This window comes from Streptomyces neyagawaensis (assembly GCF_023516595.1).
Lineage (GTDB): Bacteria > Actinomycetota > Actinomycetes > Streptomycetales > Streptomycetaceae > Streptomyces > Streptomyces neyagawaensis.
Genome location: NZ_JAMGBG010000023.1, coordinates 226,974 through 244,538 on the forward strand (window position 1 = coordinate 226,974; position 17,565 = coordinate 244,538).

Annotated in this window: 12 protein-coding genes; 11 read left to right on the forward strand and 1 reads right to left on the reverse strand. The window is 69.5% G+C overall.

Annotated elements, in window-relative coordinates; genetic code table 11:
• Positions 1-467: 467 nt before the first annotated feature.
• Positions 468-1,418 (reverse strand): hypothetical protein, encoded by a 951-nt coding sequence (locus M8J73_RS12615; RefSeq protein ID WP_249828610.1) that lies wholly within the window; start codon positions 1,416-1,418, stop codon positions 468-470.
• Between the two features lie 137 nt (positions 1,419-1,555).
• Between M8J73_RS12615 and M8J73_RS12620 the strand changes: the two genes are divergently transcribed.
• The 11 genes from M8J73_RS12620 (at position 1,556) to M8J73_RS12670 (ending at position 17,521) form a co-directional block, all read left to right on the forward strand.
• Entirely contained in the window at positions 1,556-4,180 is a 2,625-nt protein-coding gene (locus M8J73_RS12620) for a valine--tRNA ligase (RefSeq protein ID WP_249828611.1), read from the forward strand.
• A gap of 183 nt (positions 4,181-4,363) precedes the next feature.
• Positions 4,364-5,872, forward strand: coding sequence for a bifunctional tetrahydrofolate synthase/dihydrofolate synthase (gene folC / locus M8J73_RS12625; protein ID WP_055539860.1), 1,509 nt, complete (start codon positions 4,364-4,366; stop codon positions 5,870-5,872).
• Between the two features lie 8 nt (positions 5,873-5,880).
• A complete protein-coding gene (locus M8J73_RS12630; protein ID WP_055539861.1) occupies positions 5,881-6,243 on the forward strand; it encodes a DUF4233 domain-containing protein in 363 nt (120 codons plus the stop codon).
• Positions 6,244-6,319: 76 nt separating this feature from the next.
• Positions 6,320-6,733 carry a nucleoside-diphosphate kinase gene (gene ndk / locus M8J73_RS12635; protein ID WP_055539862.1) on the forward strand — a complete coding sequence of 138 codons (414 nt, stop codon included), beginning with the start codon at positions 6,320-6,322 and terminating at the stop codon, positions 6,731-6,733.
• Between the two features lie 380 nt (positions 6,734-7,113).
• Entirely contained in the window at positions 7,114-8,133 is a 1,020-nt protein-coding gene (locus M8J73_RS12640; RefSeq protein WP_004931372.1) for a rod shape-determining protein, read from the forward strand.
• A 174-nt stretch (positions 8,134-8,307) separates the two neighbouring features.
• Positions 8,308-9,258 (forward strand): rod shape-determining protein MreC, encoded by a 951-nt coding sequence (gene mreC / locus M8J73_RS12645; RefSeq protein ID WP_055539863.1) that lies wholly within the window; start codon positions 8,308-8,310, stop codon positions 9,256-9,258.
• Positions 9,259-9,286: 28 nt separating this feature from the next.
• Entirely contained in the window at positions 9,287-9,958 is a 672-nt protein-coding gene (mreD, locus tag M8J73_RS12650) for a rod shape-determining protein MreD (RefSeq protein ID WP_249828612.1), read from the forward strand.
• A 137-nt stretch (positions 9,959-10,095) separates the two neighbouring features.
• Positions 10,096-12,576 carry a penicillin-binding protein 2 gene (gene mrdA, locus M8J73_RS12655; RefSeq protein WP_055537182.1) on the forward strand — a complete coding sequence of 827 codons (2,481 nt, stop codon included), beginning with the start codon at positions 10,096-10,098 and terminating at the stop codon, positions 12,574-12,576.
• Positions 12,573-13,769 (forward strand): rod shape-determining protein RodA, encoded by a 1,197-nt coding sequence (gene rodA, locus M8J73_RS12660; RefSeq protein WP_055537183.1) that lies wholly within the window; start codon positions 12,573-12,575, stop codon positions 13,767-13,769. Before mrdA ends, rodA begins: the two co-directional genes overlap by 4 nt.
• 99 nt (positions 13,770-13,868) lie before the next feature.
• Positions 13,869-15,455, forward strand: a complete 1,587-nt coding sequence (locus tag M8J73_RS12665) for a CYTH and CHAD domain-containing protein (RefSeq protein ID WP_055537184.1) — start codon at positions 13,869-13,871, stop codon at positions 15,453-15,455.
• Between the two features lie 107 nt (positions 15,456-15,562).
• Positions 15,563-17,521, forward strand: coding sequence for a TIGR03960 family B12-binding radical SAM protein (locus M8J73_RS12670; protein WP_055537185.1), 1,959 nt, complete (start codon positions 15,563-15,565; stop codon positions 17,519-17,521).
• Positions 17,522-17,565: the final 44 nt, after the last annotated feature.

Consider the following 17,565-nt stretch of genomic DNA (forward strand, 5'->3'; position numbering starts at 1 on the left):
GAGGCATCGCCTTGGGTGCCCTCTTGCGTTGATCTGCGACGAGATCCGGCCAGGCACCATGTATCCGCTGGCGCCATGAGCACTTCAAGTGATCTTCTGTCCGCCTCGGGGCCGACCACCCCGAGACCGTGAACGGAAGGATTCTGACGTTGAAGGCAAGGCGTTTCCTGGCAGTGCTCAGCGTGGTCGCGGCGGCGGGGGTCATGCCCGTGGTCACGGCGGGTACGGCGCATGCTGACGCGTTCGATTGCGTCGAGTACCTCAAGAGCAAGGGGTACAGAGTTGGGCCGGTTGTGACGGAGGCGTGCGGCAAGGATCTGATCTTTGGCCCCAGCCCTGCCTGCATAGCCGATCTCCGAGGTGTTGGTGTGACGGTTCGGCACGCTACGCAAGCTTGCACTCGGGCCTGAAGAAGACGGCGGAGGGGCGCCCCGCATGCTTGCGGAACGCCCCTCCGTGAACACCCGTCAGGCCTTGACGCGTACCTCGTCGCGGAGCTTCGCGGTGGTGTCCGCGGCCTTGGACTGGTCCGTCGCCTTCTCGGCCATGATGCTCGCGAGGTCCATCGGCATCACCATGCCGACCGTGCTGTAGTCGCCCCAGACGCAGAACGAGAGGTTCATCTCGCTCGGCCCGCCGCTCGTGTTGCCGTCCGTGGGCTCCATCTTGGCGTCCTGGCACTTGAGGACGGCGCCCTCGGCGGAGTCGTACGACTTGGGGTCACCGACCATGGTGACCTTCACGTCGTCGTCGTCCTTCCCGGATTCGGACTGCATGTGGTCCAGCATGGCGTCGACGACCGCCTCGGGGTCCTCGATCTCCCCGTACACGCCGCTGAAGTGCAGCTGCTTCTGCGCCATCGGGTTGTTCTCGTTGCCGGCCACGTACGACGCGCTGACGTCCTTGGGGTTCTTCACACCCCACTTCTCGGCGTCCTTGACGTCGCTGTCGGACAGCGCGCCGCCGCCGCTGTCCTTCTTCTTGTACTCACCGAGCACCGTCCCCGGCGTAGTCAGCTTGTGCGGCCCGTCGTCCGCGATGTCCGCGCTGCCGCTTCCGCCGAAGACGAAGTACGCCCCGACCGCGACCGCCGCGACCACGGCGACCGCGCCCAGGATGATGCCGACCTTCTTGCCGCCACCGCCGGGGGCCACCGGGGGCTGGGGCACGGTCGGGTAGCCCGGCTGGCCGCCGTACGGGGCCTGCGGCTGGCCGTAGGGCGGGGTCTGGGGCGGGACACCCTGGGGAGCCTGCTGCGGGTACCCGTAGCCCGGCTGCTGCGGGGGCGCCTGCTGCGGGTAGCCGTAGCCGGGCTGGGGGGCGGCCTGCGGCTGCTGCTGGCCGTAGGGGCCCGGCTGACCGTACGGCCCGGGCTGCTGGGGCTGCCCGCCGTACGGGCCCGGCTGGTTGTGACTCATGTTCTGGGTTCCCCTCCAGATGCTTATGTGTTCCTGACATCCTGGCGCAATCGCGAGGGGTCCCACGCACCGGGGGTCACACCGTTACGGAAGAATCCGGTTTCGGGACGACCCCGTGACACCCCTAAACTGACCGGGTGACCGAGAACGCTCAGCAGCAGCCTCCAGCGCCCGCCACCGATCTGCCGACCCAGTACGCGCCGGCCGATGTAGAGGGGGCGCTGTACGAGCGCTGGGTAGAGCGTGGTTACTTCGCGGCCGACGCCAAGAGTGACAAGCCCGCGTACACCATCGTCATCCCCCCGCCGAACGTCACCGGCAGCCTGCACCTCGGGCACGCCTTCCAGCACACCCTCATGGACGCCCTGACGCGCCGCAAGCGCATGCAGGGGTACGAGTCCCTCTGGCTCCCCGGCATGGACCACGCCGGCATCGCCACGCAGAACAAGGTGGAGCAGCAGCTCGCCGAAGAGGGCAAGTCCCGCCACGACTTGGGCCGCGAGGAGTTCGTCGAGCGCGTCTGGCAGTGGAAGGAGGAGTACGGCGGCAAGATCCTCGGCCAGATGCGTCGCCTCGGCGACGGCGTCGACTGGGACCGTGAGCGGTTCACGATGGACGAGGGCCTGTCCAAGGCCGTCCAGACCATCTTCAAGCGGCTCTACGACGACGAGCTGATCTACCGCGCCGAGCGCATCATCAACTGGTGCCCGCGCTGTCTGACGGCCATCTCCGACATCGAGGTCGAGCACCAGGAGGACGCCGGCGAACTGGTCTCCATCCGCTACGGCGAGGGTGAGGACAGCCTCGTCGTCGCCACCACGCGCGCGGAGACGATGCTCGGTGACACCGCCGTCGCCGTCCACCCGGACGACGAGCGGTACCAGCACCTCATCGGCAAGCTGATCAAGCTGCCGCTGACCGACCGCTCCATCCCGGTCGTCGCCGACACCCACGTCGACCCGGAGTTCGGCACGGGTGCCGTCAAGGTCACCCCGGCCCACGACCCGAACGACTTCGCGATCGGCCAGCGCCACAACCTGCCGTCCATGACGATCATGGACGAGCACGGCATCATCACCGTCCACGGCCCGTTCCTCGGCCAGGACCGCTTCGAGGCACGCGACGCCGTCGTCGGCGCCCTGCGCTCGCAGGGCCGGATCGTCGCCGAGAAGCGCCCGTACCTCCACTCCGTCGGCCACTGCTCCCGCTGCAAGACGACCGTCGAGCCACGGCTGTCGATGCAGTGGTGGGTCAAGGTCGCGCCCCTGGCCAAGGCCGCCGGCGACGCGGTCCGCGACGGCCGGGTCAAGATCCACCCCGAGGACATGTCGAAGCGCTACTTCGACTGGGTGGACAACATGTTCGACTGGTGCATCTCGCGCCAGCTCTGGTGGGGCCACCGCATCCCGGTCTGGTACGGCCCGAACGGCGAGACGGTCTGTGTCGGCCCCGACGAGGAGCCGCCCACCGGCGAGGGCTGGACCCAGGACACCGACGTCCTCGACACCTGGTTCTCCTCCGGCCTGTGGCCGTTCTCCACGCTCGGCTGGCCCGAACAGACCGAGGACCTGCGGAAGTTCTACTCCACCGACGTCCTGCTCACCGGCCACGACATCATCTTCTTCTGGGTCGCCCGGATGATGATGTTCGGCCTGTACGCGATGGACGGCGAGGTCCCCTTCAAGACCATCGCGCTGACCGGCCTGGTCCGCGACGAGCGCGGCAAGAAGATGTCGAAGTCCTTCGGCAACGTCGTCGACCCGCTCGACTGGATGGACAAGTACGGCTCCGACGCGCTCCGCTTCACCCTGGCGCGCGGCGCCAACCCGGGCACCGACGTCCCGATCGGCGAGGACTGGGTCCAGGCCTCCCGCAACTTCGCCAACAAGATCTGGAACGCGACGCGCTTCGCGCTGATGAACGGCGCGACGGTCGCGGGCCCGCTGCCGGACCCGTCCCGCATGTCGGCGACCGACCGCTGGATCCTGGCCCGCCTCAACGAGACGGTCGAGCAGGTCGACGCGTACTACGAGGACTTCCAGTTCGCCAAGCTCAGCGACGCCCTGTTCCACTTCGCGTGGGACGAGGTCTTCGACTGGTACGTCGAGCTGTCCAAGACCACGTTCCAGGCGGGCGGCGAGCCGGCCGAGGTCAGCAAGCGGGTCCTCGGTGAGGTCCTCGACGTCACCCTGCGCCTGCTCCACCCCGTCGTCCCGTTCGTCACGGACACCCTGTGGACGACGCTGACCGGCGGCGAGTCCCTGGTCATCGCCGACTGGCCCAAGGACAGTGGCTTCCGTGACGACGCCGCCGAGCGGGAGATCGAGCTGGTCCAGCAGGTCGTCACCGAGGTCCGCCGCTTCCGCGCCGACCAGGGCCTCCAGCCCGGCCAGCGCGTCCCGGCCCGCCTCACCCTCGACGGCACGGCGCTCGCCCCGCACGAGGCGGCGATCCGCCAGCTGCTCCGCCTCCAGCCCGAGGGCGAGGGCTTCTCGGCGACGGCGACCCTGCCGGTCGCCGGGGCCGAGGTCGCGCTGGATCTCTCCGGTGTGATCGATGTCGCCGCCGAGCGCAAGCGGCTCGCGAAGGACCTCGCCGCCGCCGAGAAGGAGAAGGCCCAGGCCACGGCCAAGCTGGGCAACGAGGCGTTCCTCGCGAAGGCCCCGGACCAGGTGGTCGACAAGATCCGCGGCCGCCTCGCCAAGGCGGACGAGGACATCACCCGCATCACCGCCCAGCTGGACCGTCTCCCGCAGGCGTAGCCGCTCGAAGGCCCATGAAGGCCCCGGTGCTTCCAGGCGCCGGGGCCTTCTGCCGTCCCGGCGGGGAAGGGCGCAGCCCTTTCAGGGGCGCGGGGAACCGCGCGACCAGCCGTCCACGACCCGCGGTCGCCCCGCAGCGGGTACCCCCGAGCTCATGGGCGCCCGGTCCGTAGACTGAACCCCGTGAGCGAACGCAGTGACCAGCAGCCCGACCCGATCGACCCCTTCGAGGAGATCATCGCCGCCGAGACGGACCGTGACCCGGACCTCGCGGTGATCGAGGCCGGCAGCCGCACCCTGCGTGCGCAGGGCGGCGCCCCCCAGTCCGACGTGCCGTCGCGGCCCGCCGACCCCGAGGTCGACAAGGCGCTGCGCGAGGTCGAGGCCGACCTCGCGACCCGCTGGGGCGAGACCAAGCTGGAGCCGTCGGTCCAGCGGATCGCCGCGCTGATGGACGTCCTCGGCGAGCCCCAGCGGTCGTACCCCTCGATCCACATCACCGGCACCAACGGCAAGACCTCCACCGCCCGCATGGTCGAGGCCCTGCTCGGCGCCTTCGACCTGCGCACCGGCCGCTACACCTCCCCGCACGTCCAGTCGATCACCGAGCGCATCAGCCTGGACGGCGCCCCGATCTCCGCCGAGCGGTTCGTCGAGACGTACCAGGACATCAAGCCGTACGTCGAGATGGTGGACGGCTCCCAGGAGTACCGGCTCTCCTTCTTCGAGGTGCTCACCGGCATGGCGTACGCCGCCTTCGCCGACGCCCCGGTCGACGTGGCCGTCGTCGAGGTCGGGATGGGCGGCTCCTGGGACGCCACCAACGTCATCGACGGGGACGTCGCCGTCATCACCCCCATCGACCTGGACCACACCGACCGGCTGGGCTCGACGCCCGCCGAGATCGCCGTGGAGAAGTCCGGGATCATCAAGCAGGACGCGACCGTGATCCTCGCGCAGCAGCCGGTCGACGCGGCGCAGGTGATGCTGAAGAAGGCCGTGGAGGTCGACGCGACCGTGGCCCGCGAGGGTCTGGAGTTCGGGGTCGTCTCGCGGCAGGTCGCCGTCGGCGGCCAGATGCTCACCCTGCGCGGCCTCGGCGGCGAGTACCCCGAGGTGTACCTCCCGCTGCACGGCCCGTACCAGGCGCACAACGCGGCCGTGGCCCTGGCCGCGGTCGAGGCGTTCTTCGGCGTCGGTTCGCAGCGCCCGGAACCGCTGGACGCGGAGACGGTCCGCAAGGCGTTCGCGTCGGTGTCGTCGCCGGGCCGGCTGGAGGTCGTACGGCGGTCCCCGACGGTCGTGCTGGACGCGGCGCACAATCCGGCGGGCGCGCTGGCCACGGCCGAGGCGGTCGGTGAGGCGTTCGACTTCAGTCGGCTCATCGGGGTCGTGGGCGCGAGCGGCGACAAGAACGTACGGGGTGTCCTGGAGGCCTTCGAGCCGATCTTCGCCGAGGTCGTGATCACCCAGAACTCCAGCCACCGGGCGATGGACGCCGACGAGCTGGCGGCGGTCGCGGTGGAGGTCTTCGGCGACGAGCGCGTGCAGGTCGAGCCGCGGCTGCCGGACGCCCTGGAGGCGGCGATCACGCTCGCCGAGGAGGAGGGCGAGTTCGCGGGCGCCGGCGTCCTCGTCACCGGTTCCGTCATCACCGTCGGCGAGGCCCGGCTGCTGCTGGGGAAGGGCTGATCTCACCCATGCGTACCCTGTGTGCTTCCACCCTGATCGGCGAGCTCTTCGTGATCGGCTTCGCCGGGCTGGTCGCCATGAAGGACCCGGACCTGGCCATGTCGACGGTCTGGACGGTCAGCGGTGTCGCCATGTTCCTGTGCGTCGTGCTGTGCGGGCTGGTCACCCGGCCCGGCGGTGTCCAGCTGGGCTGGGCGCTGCAGATCGCGCTGATCCTGTCCGGCTTCTTCGTGCCGACCATGTGCTTCCTGGGCGCGGTGTTCGCGGCCCTGTGGTGGGCGTCCGTCCACTACGGCCGCAAGATCGACGAGGCGAAGGCCCGGTTCGCGGCCCAGGCTGCCTCCACCGAGGCCGGCGCGGGGGCGTCCTGACGCTGCGTAACGCCCGGTCGGGCCCGCCCTGTAGCCTCTGAGCTCCGCACGCCTGTGAAATGAAGGAGTCACCACCGTGAGCCAGCGCACCCTCGTCCTCCTCAAGCCCGACGCCGTCCGGCGTGGCCTGACCGGCGAGATCATCAGCCGAATCGAGCGGAAGGCCGGCTGGCGCATCAGCGCGCTGGAACTGCGGACACTGGACCAGGAGACCCTGGAGCAGCACTACGGCGAGCACAAGGGCAAGCCGTTCTACGAGCCGCTGGTGGAGTTCATGTCCTCCGGTCCGGTCGTGGCGCTGATCGTCGAGGGCGAGCGCGTCATCGAGGGCGTGCGGGCGCTGGCGGGTCCGACCGACCCGATCGCCGCGGCGCCCGGGTCCATCCGTGGTGACTACGGCGTCATCGTCCGCGAGAACCTCATCCACGCCTCCGACTCCGAGGAGTCGGCCGAGCGCGAGGTCAAGATCTTCTTCCCTGGTCGGGCGTAGTACTCTTCGCGGCGGCGGGGGCGGTGACGTCCGCTCGCCCCCACCGTCCTTGTCCCACCGCGGCATCCGGCCACCACCCACACGGCCTACTCCCCGCCCGATCTGCCGAACCGCCGGACCGCCGAAAACCCGGCAGTTCAACGGCATATGCGTGGCGATCGGGGGAACGCACACCCCCGATGGCTCGTCTCCAGAGGCGAGGCGGCGCATCGCATGCCCACAATGGCGAAGACCCTCGCGCAGTGTTCGTGCGGGCGAGACTACGATGTAAGCCTTCACGTCACAGCACCCACTTCGCCGACCCGGAAAGCCCTGAAACGCCCTCAAAAGCCGCCAGCGCTCTACCAGGGAAGGCCAGACGAATCCTGATGGGGAACTCAATGTCGTTCATCGGCCGTGACATGGCTGTCGACCTCGGGACCGCCAACACGCTGGTGTACGTCAGGGGTCGCGGGATCGTACTGAACGAGCCGTCCGTCGTCGCGATCAACACCAACACCGGTGGCATCCTCGCGGTCGGCGCGGAAGCGAAGAAGATGATCGGCCGGACGCCCGGCAACATCGTTGCCGTACGTCCGCTGAAGGACGGTGTGATCGCCGACTTCGAGATCACCGAGCGGATGCTCCGCTACTTCATCCTGAAGATCCACAAGCGGCGCTATCTTGCCCGGCCCCGGGTCGTCGTCTGCGTGCCCTCCGGCATCACCGGTGTCGAGCGGCGCGCCGTCATCGAGGCGTCCTCCCAGGCCGGCGCGCGTCAGGTGCACATCATCGAGGAGCCCATGGCCGCGGCCATCGGCTCCGGCCTGCCGGTCCACGAGGCCACGGGCAACATGGTGGTGGACATCGGCGGCGGCACCACGGAGGTCGCGGTCATCTCCCTCGGCGGCATCGTCACCGCCCAGTCCATCCGCGTCGCGGGCGACGAGTTGGACAATGCGATCATCCAGCACATCAAGAAGGAGTACAGCCTCCTCCTCGGTGAGCGGACAGCCGAACAGATCAAGATCACGATCGGTTCGGCGTACGACCTCGACGCTGACGAGCACACCGAAATCCGCGGCCGGGACCTGGTGTCCGGGCTGCCCAAGACCGTCGTCATCTCCGCCGCGGAAGTGCGGAAGGCGATCGAAGAACCCGTCAACGCCATCGTGGATGCCGTGAAGACGACTCTCGACAAATGCCCGCCGGAACTCTCCGGCGACATCATGGACCGCGGCATCGTCCTCACCGGCGGTGGCGCTCTGCTCCGCGGACTGGACGAGCGGCTGCGCCGTGAGACCGGAATGCCGATCCATATCGCCGAGGACCCGCTGGACAGCGTGGCGCTCGGTTCTGGCAAGTGCGTCGAGGAGTTCGAGGCGTTGCAGCAGGTGCTCGACGCCCAGCCCCGCAGATGACGTAACACTTCGATTCCGCCGTACGAGACGATCTCCTCTCGTACGGCGGATCGTTGATATTGAGGCATAAGCTCCACAAAGCGCCCCTCCGGTTCCCGTCCCAGGGAATCCCAGGGGCTACCCGAATTCCCCAATTCCTGTCGAATTCCTATGAGGAAGGCACGGCCGCCGCACGTGAGGGACACACGAGAGAGCCGGCTGCTCCTGGTGCTGCTGATCGCCGTAGCGTTCGCGCTGATCACGGTGGACATCCGCGGCGGGGAGGACTCACCGGTCGACGGTGCCCGACGTGCCGCGGCCACCGTCTTCGGCCCGATCGAGGACGGGGTGTCGACCGCCGTCGACCCGATCGGCAACGCCATAAGCGCCGTCCGCGCATCAGGATCCCGCCACGACCGCCTCGCCGCCCTGGAGAAGGAGAACGCGCAGCTGAAGGCGTCGCTCGGCAGCGGCGACCGCAACCGCAGCAGGGTGCGCCAGCTCGACAAGATGCTGAAGAGCGCCGCCAACGGCCAGTACGGCATCAAGGGCGCCGAAATCATCGCCATAGGAGCGGCCCAGGGCTTCTCCTGGACCGTCACCATCGACATCGGCACCAACGACGGCATCACCCGCGACATGACCGTCCTCAACGGCGACGGACTCGTCGGCCGCGTCACCACCGTCGGCCCGAACACCGCGACGGTCCTCCTCGCCAACGACCCCGACTTCACCGTCGGCACCCGGATGGAGGCCACCGACGAACTCGGCTTCGCCTCCGGCCAGGGCGACCGCCCGCTGCGCGTCGAACTCCTCAACGGCAAGGCCAAGGTGAAGGCGGGCGACCGCCTCGTCACCTTCGGCTCCCAGGCCGACAAGCCGTTCGTGCCCGGCGTCCCCGTCGGCGTGGTCTCCCGCGTCGACCCCTCCGGCGGCGACCTCACCCGCACCGTCTACGTCAAGCCGTACGTGGCCTTCACCCAGCTCGACATCGTCGGCGTCGTCGTCCAGCCGCCCCGCAAGGACCCCCGCGACACGGTGCTCCCGGACAAACCGAAGCCCACCCCGCGGCCCACCGTGACGGTCACCGTCACCCCGGCCGCGAACGAACCCGGCGACGGTGCCGACGGGCAGCAAGAGCAGTAGACGTAGGACAGTAGGAGCTGACCCCTTCATGCGTTTCAACCGGATGCTGCTCTCCACCACCCTGGTGATCGTCGCCCTGGTGATCCAGGTGAGCGTCCTCGCCAGACTCCATCTGCCGGGCGCCGTACCCGACCTGATGCTCCTCACCGTCCTCGGCCTCGCCCTGGTGTACGGCCACGTCAGCGGCGCCCTCATCGGGTTCGGCGCCGGACTGCTGTCCGACCTGGCCCCGCCCGCCGACCACGCCGCCGGACGGTACGCCCTCGTCCTCTGCGTCATCGGCTACCTCGCGGGCCTCGCCAAGCCCGAGACAGGCCGCCTGAAGTCCGCCACCGGGCCGATGGTCGTGGTCGTCGTCGCCGCGGTCGGCGCCACCCTGCTGTACGCCGGGGTCGGCGCCCTCGTCGGCGACGACGCCGCCCGCCACGTCGGCCTGCCCAGCCTGCTGTTCACCGCCGCGCTCTACGACCTGCTGCTCGCGCCGTTCGTCGTCCCCGGCATCATGGCGCTCGCCCGGCGCGCCGAGAACGACCCGCTCGCCGAGACCAACAACGCCGCCAAGGCCGCCGACGTCTCCGCCGGCTGGCTCTCCTCCGGCACAGGCCTGCGCATCGGCGGCCAGCGCGGCGGCCTGCGCATGAAGGCGGCACGCTCACGGGCGGCCCGCGCGGGCCGCATCAAGGGGGTCAAGCGGCTGTGAGGGGACGTCAGAGAGCCCGCGGAACCGTCGCGGCGGGCGCCGGCCACCGCCTCGCGCACCCGTCGGGAACCGATCACCGGCGAGCGGTGTACTCCATGTACCGGCATCACTGGTCCACGCACTGAGAGGGGGAGACAGTGACCAACATCCCGGAGACCGGGCGGACGCCACGGGTCCAGATCCGGCTCGTCATCATCCAGATCCTCGTCTTCTCCCTCCTCGGCACCCTCGGCGGCCGCCTCTGGTACCTCCAGATCCGCGAAGGCGACGCCTACGCCAAGGAGGCCTCCGGCAACCACGTCCAGCAGGTCGTCCAGCCCGCCGTGCGCGGCTCCATCCTGGACGCGCGCGGAGTGCCCATCGCCGACAACGAGACACGGCTCGTCGTCTCCGCCTCCCGCACCGAACTGCTGAAGATGGACGACGACGGCAAGGGCGTCCTCACCAAGCTCGCCGGCGTCCTGGGCATGAAGCCCCAGGAAGTCATGGACAAGGTCCGGCTGTGTGACTCCGAGACCCCCCAGCCCTGCTGGAACGGCTCGCCCTACCAGCCGATCCCCATCACCGACGAGGCCACCGCCAAGCAGGCCCTCCAGATCCGCGAGCGCTCCGAGGACTTCCCCGGCATCACCGCCGAACCCCAGGCCGTCCGGCGGTACGCCAGCCCCGGCGGCGCCAACACCGCGCAGGTCCTCGGCTATCTCTCGCCGGTCACCGACGAGGAGATCACCAAGGCACAGGACAGCGACTCGCCGTATCTGCGCTCCGACATGGTGGGCCGCTCCGGCCTGGAGCGGCAGTACGACAAGGAGCTGCGCGGCAAGGCCGGCGTCACCCGCTACGAGGTGGACAACCTCGGCCGCGTCATCGGCGAGGCCGAGGCCGACCCCGCGCGGCCCGGCGCCAACCTGGTCACCAGCATCGACGCCCGGGTCCAGCGCATCGCCGAGTACGAACTCAACGAGGCGATGAAGGAAGCCCGCAAGCAGATGGACCGGAACACCGGCACCCACTACAAGGCCGACTCCGGAGCCGTCGTCGTCATGGAGGCCAAGACCGGCCGCGTCGTCGCCATGGCCTCCAACCCGGACTACGACCCCAACGCCTGGGTCGGCGGCATCTCCGCCAAGGACTACGCCAAGCTCACCGGCAAGAAGTCCAACTACCCGCTGCTGAACCGCGCGATCCAGGGCCAGTCGGCCCCCGGCTCCGTCTTCAAGGTCGTCCCGACCGCCGCCGCGGTGAACGCGGGCTACCCCTTCGACGGCCCCTACGAGTGCTCCAGTTCGTACTCCATCGGCGGCCAGGTCTTCAAGAACTTCGAATCCAAGGGCTACGGCGCGATCAGCCTCGGCCGCGCCCTGGAGGTCTCCTGCGACACCGTCTTCTACCGCCTCTCCCACGAGGAGTGGAAGCGCGACGGCGGCACCAAGCCGAAGAAGAACCCCAAGGACTGGTTCTACAAGACGGCCCACCAGTTCGGCCTCGGCGCCGAGACCGGCATCGACCTGCCCAACGAGGTCACCGGCCGCATCCCGGACCGCAAGTGGAAGCAGGACTACTGGAAGGCCAACAAGGACGCCTGGTGCAAGTACGGCAAGAAGGGCGGCACGTACGCCGAGCAGATCGCGTACGAGAACTGCCTCGAAGGCAACCGCATGCGCGCCGGTGACTCCGTCAACTACTCCATCGGCCAGGGCGACACCCTCGTCACCCCCATCCAGATGGCCACCATCTACGCCGCCATCTCCAACGGCGGCACCCTGTACGACCCCACCGTCGGCAAGGCCGTCATCAGCGCCGACGGCAAGCACGTGCAGGAGATCGCGCCCAAGTCGCACGGCAAGCTCCCCATGACGAAGCAGACCCGCGACGAGATAGACCAAGCCCTCGAGGGAGTCGCCACCCGCGGTACGGCAGCCTGGCGTTTCCAGGGCTGGCCGCAGGACGAGATCCCGATGCACGCCAAGACCGGTACCGCCGAGGTCTACGGCAAGCAGACGACCTCGTGGTTCACGACGTACACCAAGGACTACGCGATCGTCATGACGATCTCCCAGGGTGGTACGGGCTCCGGCGCCTCGGCGCCCGCCGTGCGCAAGCTCTACAACGCGCTCTACGGCGTCTCCGAGGACGGCAAGATCGACAAGCGGAAGGCGCTGCTGCCGACCCCGCAGAAGAAGCTGCCGAAGATCGAGTCCGACGGTTCGATCGACTCCCCGAAGCTGGAGACGTACCCGCCGAAGAAGACGAAGGAGGAACTGGCCGAGGAGGAGGCCCAGACGCTGGCCGCAGGGCCGGGCGCCCTGCCGGTCTCCTACGCGCCCGGGACGGACGGCCCGGTCACCGAACCTGCGGGCGGGCCCGCCAACACCGCGGCGTTCACGGCGGCCGTCGTCACCGAGCCGGGCGCCCGGACGGTGGAGCGCGACGAACCGGCGGCGATCATCAGCACCCGAGGCGGGGGCGGCAACCGGACGGCGCGACGGCGTACCGGCTGCGGCGGCCCGAAGGGGCGTGGGGAATCGCACGACCGGCCACGGCAGCGCCGCAGCCGACCGGCGACGGCGTGTCTCGGCACCCCCGGCGGAGCGCTCACCCGGAGGAGGCCCGTATGACCGGCAACAGTTTCTCCGTCTCGGGGTACGGGCCCGAACGCTCCGGCTGGACCCGGCTGTTCGCCCGTGACTCGCTCGCCCGCCGGCTCGACTGGCCGATACTGTTCTCGGCCATCGCGCTCTCCCTGATCGGCGCGGCCCTCGTCTACTCGGCGACCCGCAACCGCACCGAGCTCAACCAGGGCGACCCGTACTACTTCCTGCTCCGGCACCTGCTGAACACCGGCATCGGCTTCGCCCTGATGGTCGGCACGGTCTGGCTCGGCCACCGCACGCTGCGCACGGCCGTGCCGATCCTCTACGGCATCTCGGTCGTGCTGATCCTGCTGGTGCTGACCCCGCTCGGCGCGACCATCAACGGCGCCCACGCGTGGATCGTCATCGGCGGAGGCTTCTCGCTCCAGCCCTCCGAGTTCGTGAAGATCACGATCATCCTGGGGATGGCGATGCTGCTGGCGGCGCGGGTCGACGCGGGCGACAAACCGCACCCGGACCATCGCACGGTCGTCCAGGCCCTCGGGCTCGCCGCCGTGCCGATACTGATCGTGCTGCTCATGCCCGACCTCGGCTCGGTCATGGTCATGGTGGTCATCGTGCTGGGTGTCCTGCTGACCTCCGGCGCCTCCAACCGGTGGATCTTCGGCCTCATCGGCACCGGCGCGATCGGCGCGATCGCCGTCTGGCAGCTCGGGGTGCTCGACGAGTACCAGATCAACCGGTTCGCGGCGTTCGCCAACCCCGAGCTGGACCCGGCGGGTGTCGGCTACAACACCAACCAGGCCCGGATCGCCATCGGCTCCGGCGGACTGCTCGGCACCGGGCTGTTCAAGGGGTCGCAGACCACCGGGCAGTTCGTGCCGGAACAGCAGACCGACTTCGTCTTCACGGTTGCGGGGGAGGAGCTGGGCTTCGTCGGAGCCGGGCTGATCATCCTGCTGCTGGGCGTCGTCCTGTGGCGTGCCTGCCGGATCGCCCGCGAGACCACCGAGCTGTACGGCACGATCGTCGCCGGCGGCATCATCGCGTGGTTCGCCTTCCAGGCCTTCGAGAACATCGGGATGACCCTCGGCATCATGCCGGTCGCCGGTCTGCCCCTGCCGTTCGTGTCGTACGGCGGTTCGTCGATGTTCGCGGTGTGGGTGGCGGTGGGGCTGCTGCAGTCGATCAGAGTGGAGCGGCCCATGTCGGCGTAGCCGCGCACGCCGCGAAGGCCCTTGTGGACGACGGCCCACGTGCTCCTTCAGGGTGCGCGTGGGCTGCCCTTTTGCCGCGGGTCGGACTAGATTCGGTTCATGGCGGACACCAAGCGCGAGATCGAGCGGAAGTACGAGTCCGACGAGAGCGGCCTGCCCGATCTCACCGGTGTGGCCGGGGTCGCGTCGGTCATCGACAAGGGCGTGGCCGAGTTGGACGCCGTCTACTACGACACGCCCGACGAACGTCTCGCCGCCGCCTCGATCACCCTGCGCCGCCGCACCGGGGGAGACGACGCCGGCTGGCATCTGAAGTTCCCCGTCTCCTCGGGGGTGCGGGACGAGATCCGCGCCCCACTGTCCGAGACCCTGCCCCGCGATCTGGCGGGGCTCGTGCGTTCCCGGGTCCGGGAGGCGGAGTTGGTGCCGCTGGTCCGGCTCCGGTCCACCCGTGACGTCAGCGACCTGCTCGACGAGGACGGCGCCCTCCTCGCCGAGGTCAGCGTGGACGCGGTGCACGCCGAGAGGCTCACCGACGGCGGCCGCACCGCGCAGTGGTCCGAGATCGAGGTGGAGCTCGCCGACGACGGCGACCCGGCGTTCCTCGACAAGGTCGAGAAGAAGCTCCGCAAGGCGGGCGTACGGCCGTCCGCGTCACCGTCGAAGCTGGCGAGGGCCCTGCGGGAGACGGCGGCCACCGGGAAGGGCAAGTCCGGGAAGGACAGGTCCAAGAAGGGCAAGGCCCCGAAGGGCAGGACCGCGAAGGGCGAGCAAGGGAAGAAGGGCAAGAAGGGCGGGGGCGGCGTGGGGAAGCCCGGCGGTGCCGCCGAGCACGTCCTCGCGTACATCCGGGTCCAGCGGGACGCCATCGTCGAGCTCGACCCGGCTGTCCGCCGGGACCTCTTCGACTCCGTGCACAGCATGCGGGTGGCCACCCGCCGACTGCGGAGCACCTTCAAGTCGTACGGGAAGGTACTGGACCGGACCGTCACCGACCCGATCGGTGACGAACTGAAGTGGCTGGCGGGGGAGCTGGGCGTCGGCCGGGACCACGAGGTACTGGCCGAGCGGGTGACCGCGGCGCTCGCCGAGATGCCCGAGAGCCTGGTCGTCGGCTCGGTCCGCACCCGGGTGCGGACATGGGTGGACGCGGGGAGCAGCGGGTCCAGGCGCGCCCTGATCGCCGCGCTGGACGGCGAGCGGTATCTGGCGCTCCTGCGGACCCTGGACGCCGTGATCGCCGAGCCGCCTCTGCTGAAGGGCGCCGGGGGCGACCCGGAGAAGGTGATCGGCAAGGCGGTGAAGCGGGCGTTCGGCAAGGTGTCGGACCTGGTGGAGGAGGCCCTGGCCCAGCCGTCCGGCGCCGAGCGTGACCTCGCCATGCATGAGGCCCGCAAGAAGGCGAAGCGTGCCCGGTACGCGGCCGAGGCGGCGGCCCCGCTGCTCGGCGACCCCGCCAAACAGCTCGTACGGGACATGAAGGCTTTGCAGTCCCTCCTCGGCGACCACCAGGACAGCGTGATGGCCCGCGAGGCCCTGCGGGATCTGGCGTTCCAGGCCGGCCGGGCGGGCGAGAGCTCCTTCACGTACGGGGTGCTGTACGGCAGGGAGGAGCGCAGGGCGGAGCTGGCGGAGGCGGCGTTGCCGGAGGCGTGGCACACGATCACGGCCGACAGCGCCTTCTAGCGCCGTCCTGAGGGGCCGGGTGCGGTGAACGCCGGCGTGCAAGGGGTGGCTCCCGGGGCGTTACGCTAGATGGTCACCCCTGTCAGCTCACGAAGGTAATCCCCGCGATGTCTGTCGAGTCGGTCTTCCCACAGCTAGAGGCCCTGCTCCCGCATGTGCAGAAGCCGATCCAGTACGTGGGCGGTGAGCTCAATTCCACCGTCAAGGAGTGGGACGCCTGCGACGTGCGCTGGGCGCTCATGTACCCGGACGCGTACGAGGTCGGTCTGCCCAACCAGGGCGTCATGATCCTCTACGAGGTCCTCAACGAGCGCGAGGGTGTCCTGGCCGAGCGCACCTACAGCGTGTGGCCGGACCTCGAGCAGCTCATGCGCGACAACGGGGTGCCGCAGTTCACGGTGGACAGCCACCGCCCGGTGAAGGCGTTCGACGTGTTCGGCCTGTCCTTCTCCACGGAGCTGGGCTACACGAACATGCTGACCGCCCTGGACCTCGCCGGTATCCCGCTGGAGTCCAAGGACCGCACGCTGGACGACCCGATCGTCCTGGCCGGCGGCCACGCGGCCTTCAACCCGGAGCCGATCGCGGACTTCATCGACGCGGCGATCATCGGCGACGGCGAGCAGGCCGTCCTCGACATGACCGAGATCATCCGCGCCTGGAAGGCCGAGGGCCGCCCCGGTGGCCGCGAGGAGGTCCTGTTCCGCCTCGCGAGGACGGGCTCGGTGTACATCCCGGCGTTCTACGACGTCGAGTACCTCCCCGACGGCCGTATCGCCCGCGTGGTGCCGAACCGGTCGGGTGTGCCGTGGCGCGTGTCCAAGCACACGGTCATGGACCTGGACGAGTGGCCGTACCCGAAGCAGCCGCTCGTGCCGCTGGCGGAGACGGTCCATGAGCGCATGTCGGTGGAGATCTTCCGCGGCTGCACCCGCGGCTGCCGCTTCTGCCAGGCCGGCATGATCACCCGCCCGGTGCGCGAGCGGTCCATCACCGGCATCGGCGAGATGGTCGAGAAGGGCCTCAAGGCGACCGGCTTCGAGGAGGTCGGCCTGCTGTCCCTGTCCTCGGCGGACCACAGCGAGATCGGCGACATCGCGAAGGGTCTGGCGGACCGGTACGAGGAGGACAAGATCGGTCTGTCGCTCCCCTCGACCCGCGTGGACGCCTTCAACGTCGACCTCGCGAACGAGCTGACGCGCAACGGCCGCCGGTCCGGTCTGACGTTCGCCCCCGAGGGCGGCTCCGAGCGCATGCGCAAGGTCATCAACAAGATGGTCTCGGAAGAGGACCTGATCAGGACCGTCGCCACGGCCTACGGCAACGGCTGGCGCCAGGTGAAGCTGTACTTCATGTGCGGCCTGCCCACGGAGACCGACGACGACGTCCTGCAGATCGCCGACATGGCGATGAACGTGATCGCGAAGGGCCGCGAGGTCTCGCGGTCGAACGACATCCGCTGCACGGTGTCGATCGGCGGCTTCGTGCCGAAGCCCCACACCCCCTTCCAGTGGGCGCCGCAGCTCTCCGCCGAGGAGACGGACGCGCGCCTGGAGAAGCTCCGCGACAAGATCCGCGGCGACAAGAAGTACGGCCGCTCCATCGGCTTCCGCTACCACGACGGCAAGCCGGGCATCGTCGAGGGCCTGCTCTCGCGGGGCGACCGCCGTATCGGCGCCGTCATCCGCGCCGTCTACGAGGACGGCGGCCGCTTCGACGGCTGGCGCGAGCACTTCTCCTACGACCGCTGGATGAGCTGCGCCGACAAGGCCCTCGCCGACTTCGGCGTGGACGTCGACTGGTACACCACCCGCGAGCGCACCTACGAGGAGGTCCTGCCCTGGGACCACCTCGACTCCGGTCTCGACAAGGACTGGCTGTGGGAGGACTGGCAGGACGCCCTCGACGAGACCGAGGTCGAGGACTGCCGCTGGACGCCGTGCTTCGACTGCGGTGTGTGCCCGCAGATGGACACCCACATCCAGATCGGCCCCACCGGCAAGAAGCTGCTGCCGCTGACGGTCAAGAAGGACCCCGCGATCAGCGGGCACGGGCACGGGCACTGAGGTGAGTGAGCCAAACGCACGGACAAGACAGCACCACGACCCGC

What these genes read in the sequence shown, in the direction of transcription:
- M8J73_RS12615 (WP_249828610.1), bottom strand. Translation starts at nt 1,418, where the DNA reads ATGAGTCACAACCAGCCGGGCCCGTACGGCGGGCAGCCCCAGCAGCCC.
- M8J73_RS12630 (WP_055539861.1), top strand. Translation starts at nt 5,881, where the DNA reads ATGCGTACCCTGTGTGCTTCCACCCTGATCGGCGAGCTCTTCGTGATC.
- M8J73_RS12640 (WP_004931372.1), top strand. Translation starts at nt 7,114, where the DNA reads ATGTCGTTCATCGGCCGTGACATGGCTGTCGACCTCGGGACCGCCAAC.
- mreD (WP_249828612.1), top strand. Translation starts at nt 9,287, where the DNA reads ATGCGTTTCAACCGGATGCTGCTCTCCACCACCCTGGTGATCGTCGCC.
- rodA (WP_055537183.1), top strand. Translation starts at nt 12,573, where the DNA reads ATGACCGGCAACAGTTTCTCCGTCTCGGGGTACGGGCCCGAACGCTCC.
- M8J73_RS12665 (WP_055537184.1), top strand. Translation starts at nt 13,869, where the DNA reads ATGGCGGACACCAAGCGCGAGATCGAGCGGAAGTACGAGTCCGACGAG.
- M8J73_RS12670 (WP_055537185.1), top strand. Translation starts at nt 15,563, where the DNA reads ATGTCTGTCGAGTCGGTCTTCCCACAGCTAGAGGCCCTGCTCCCGCAT.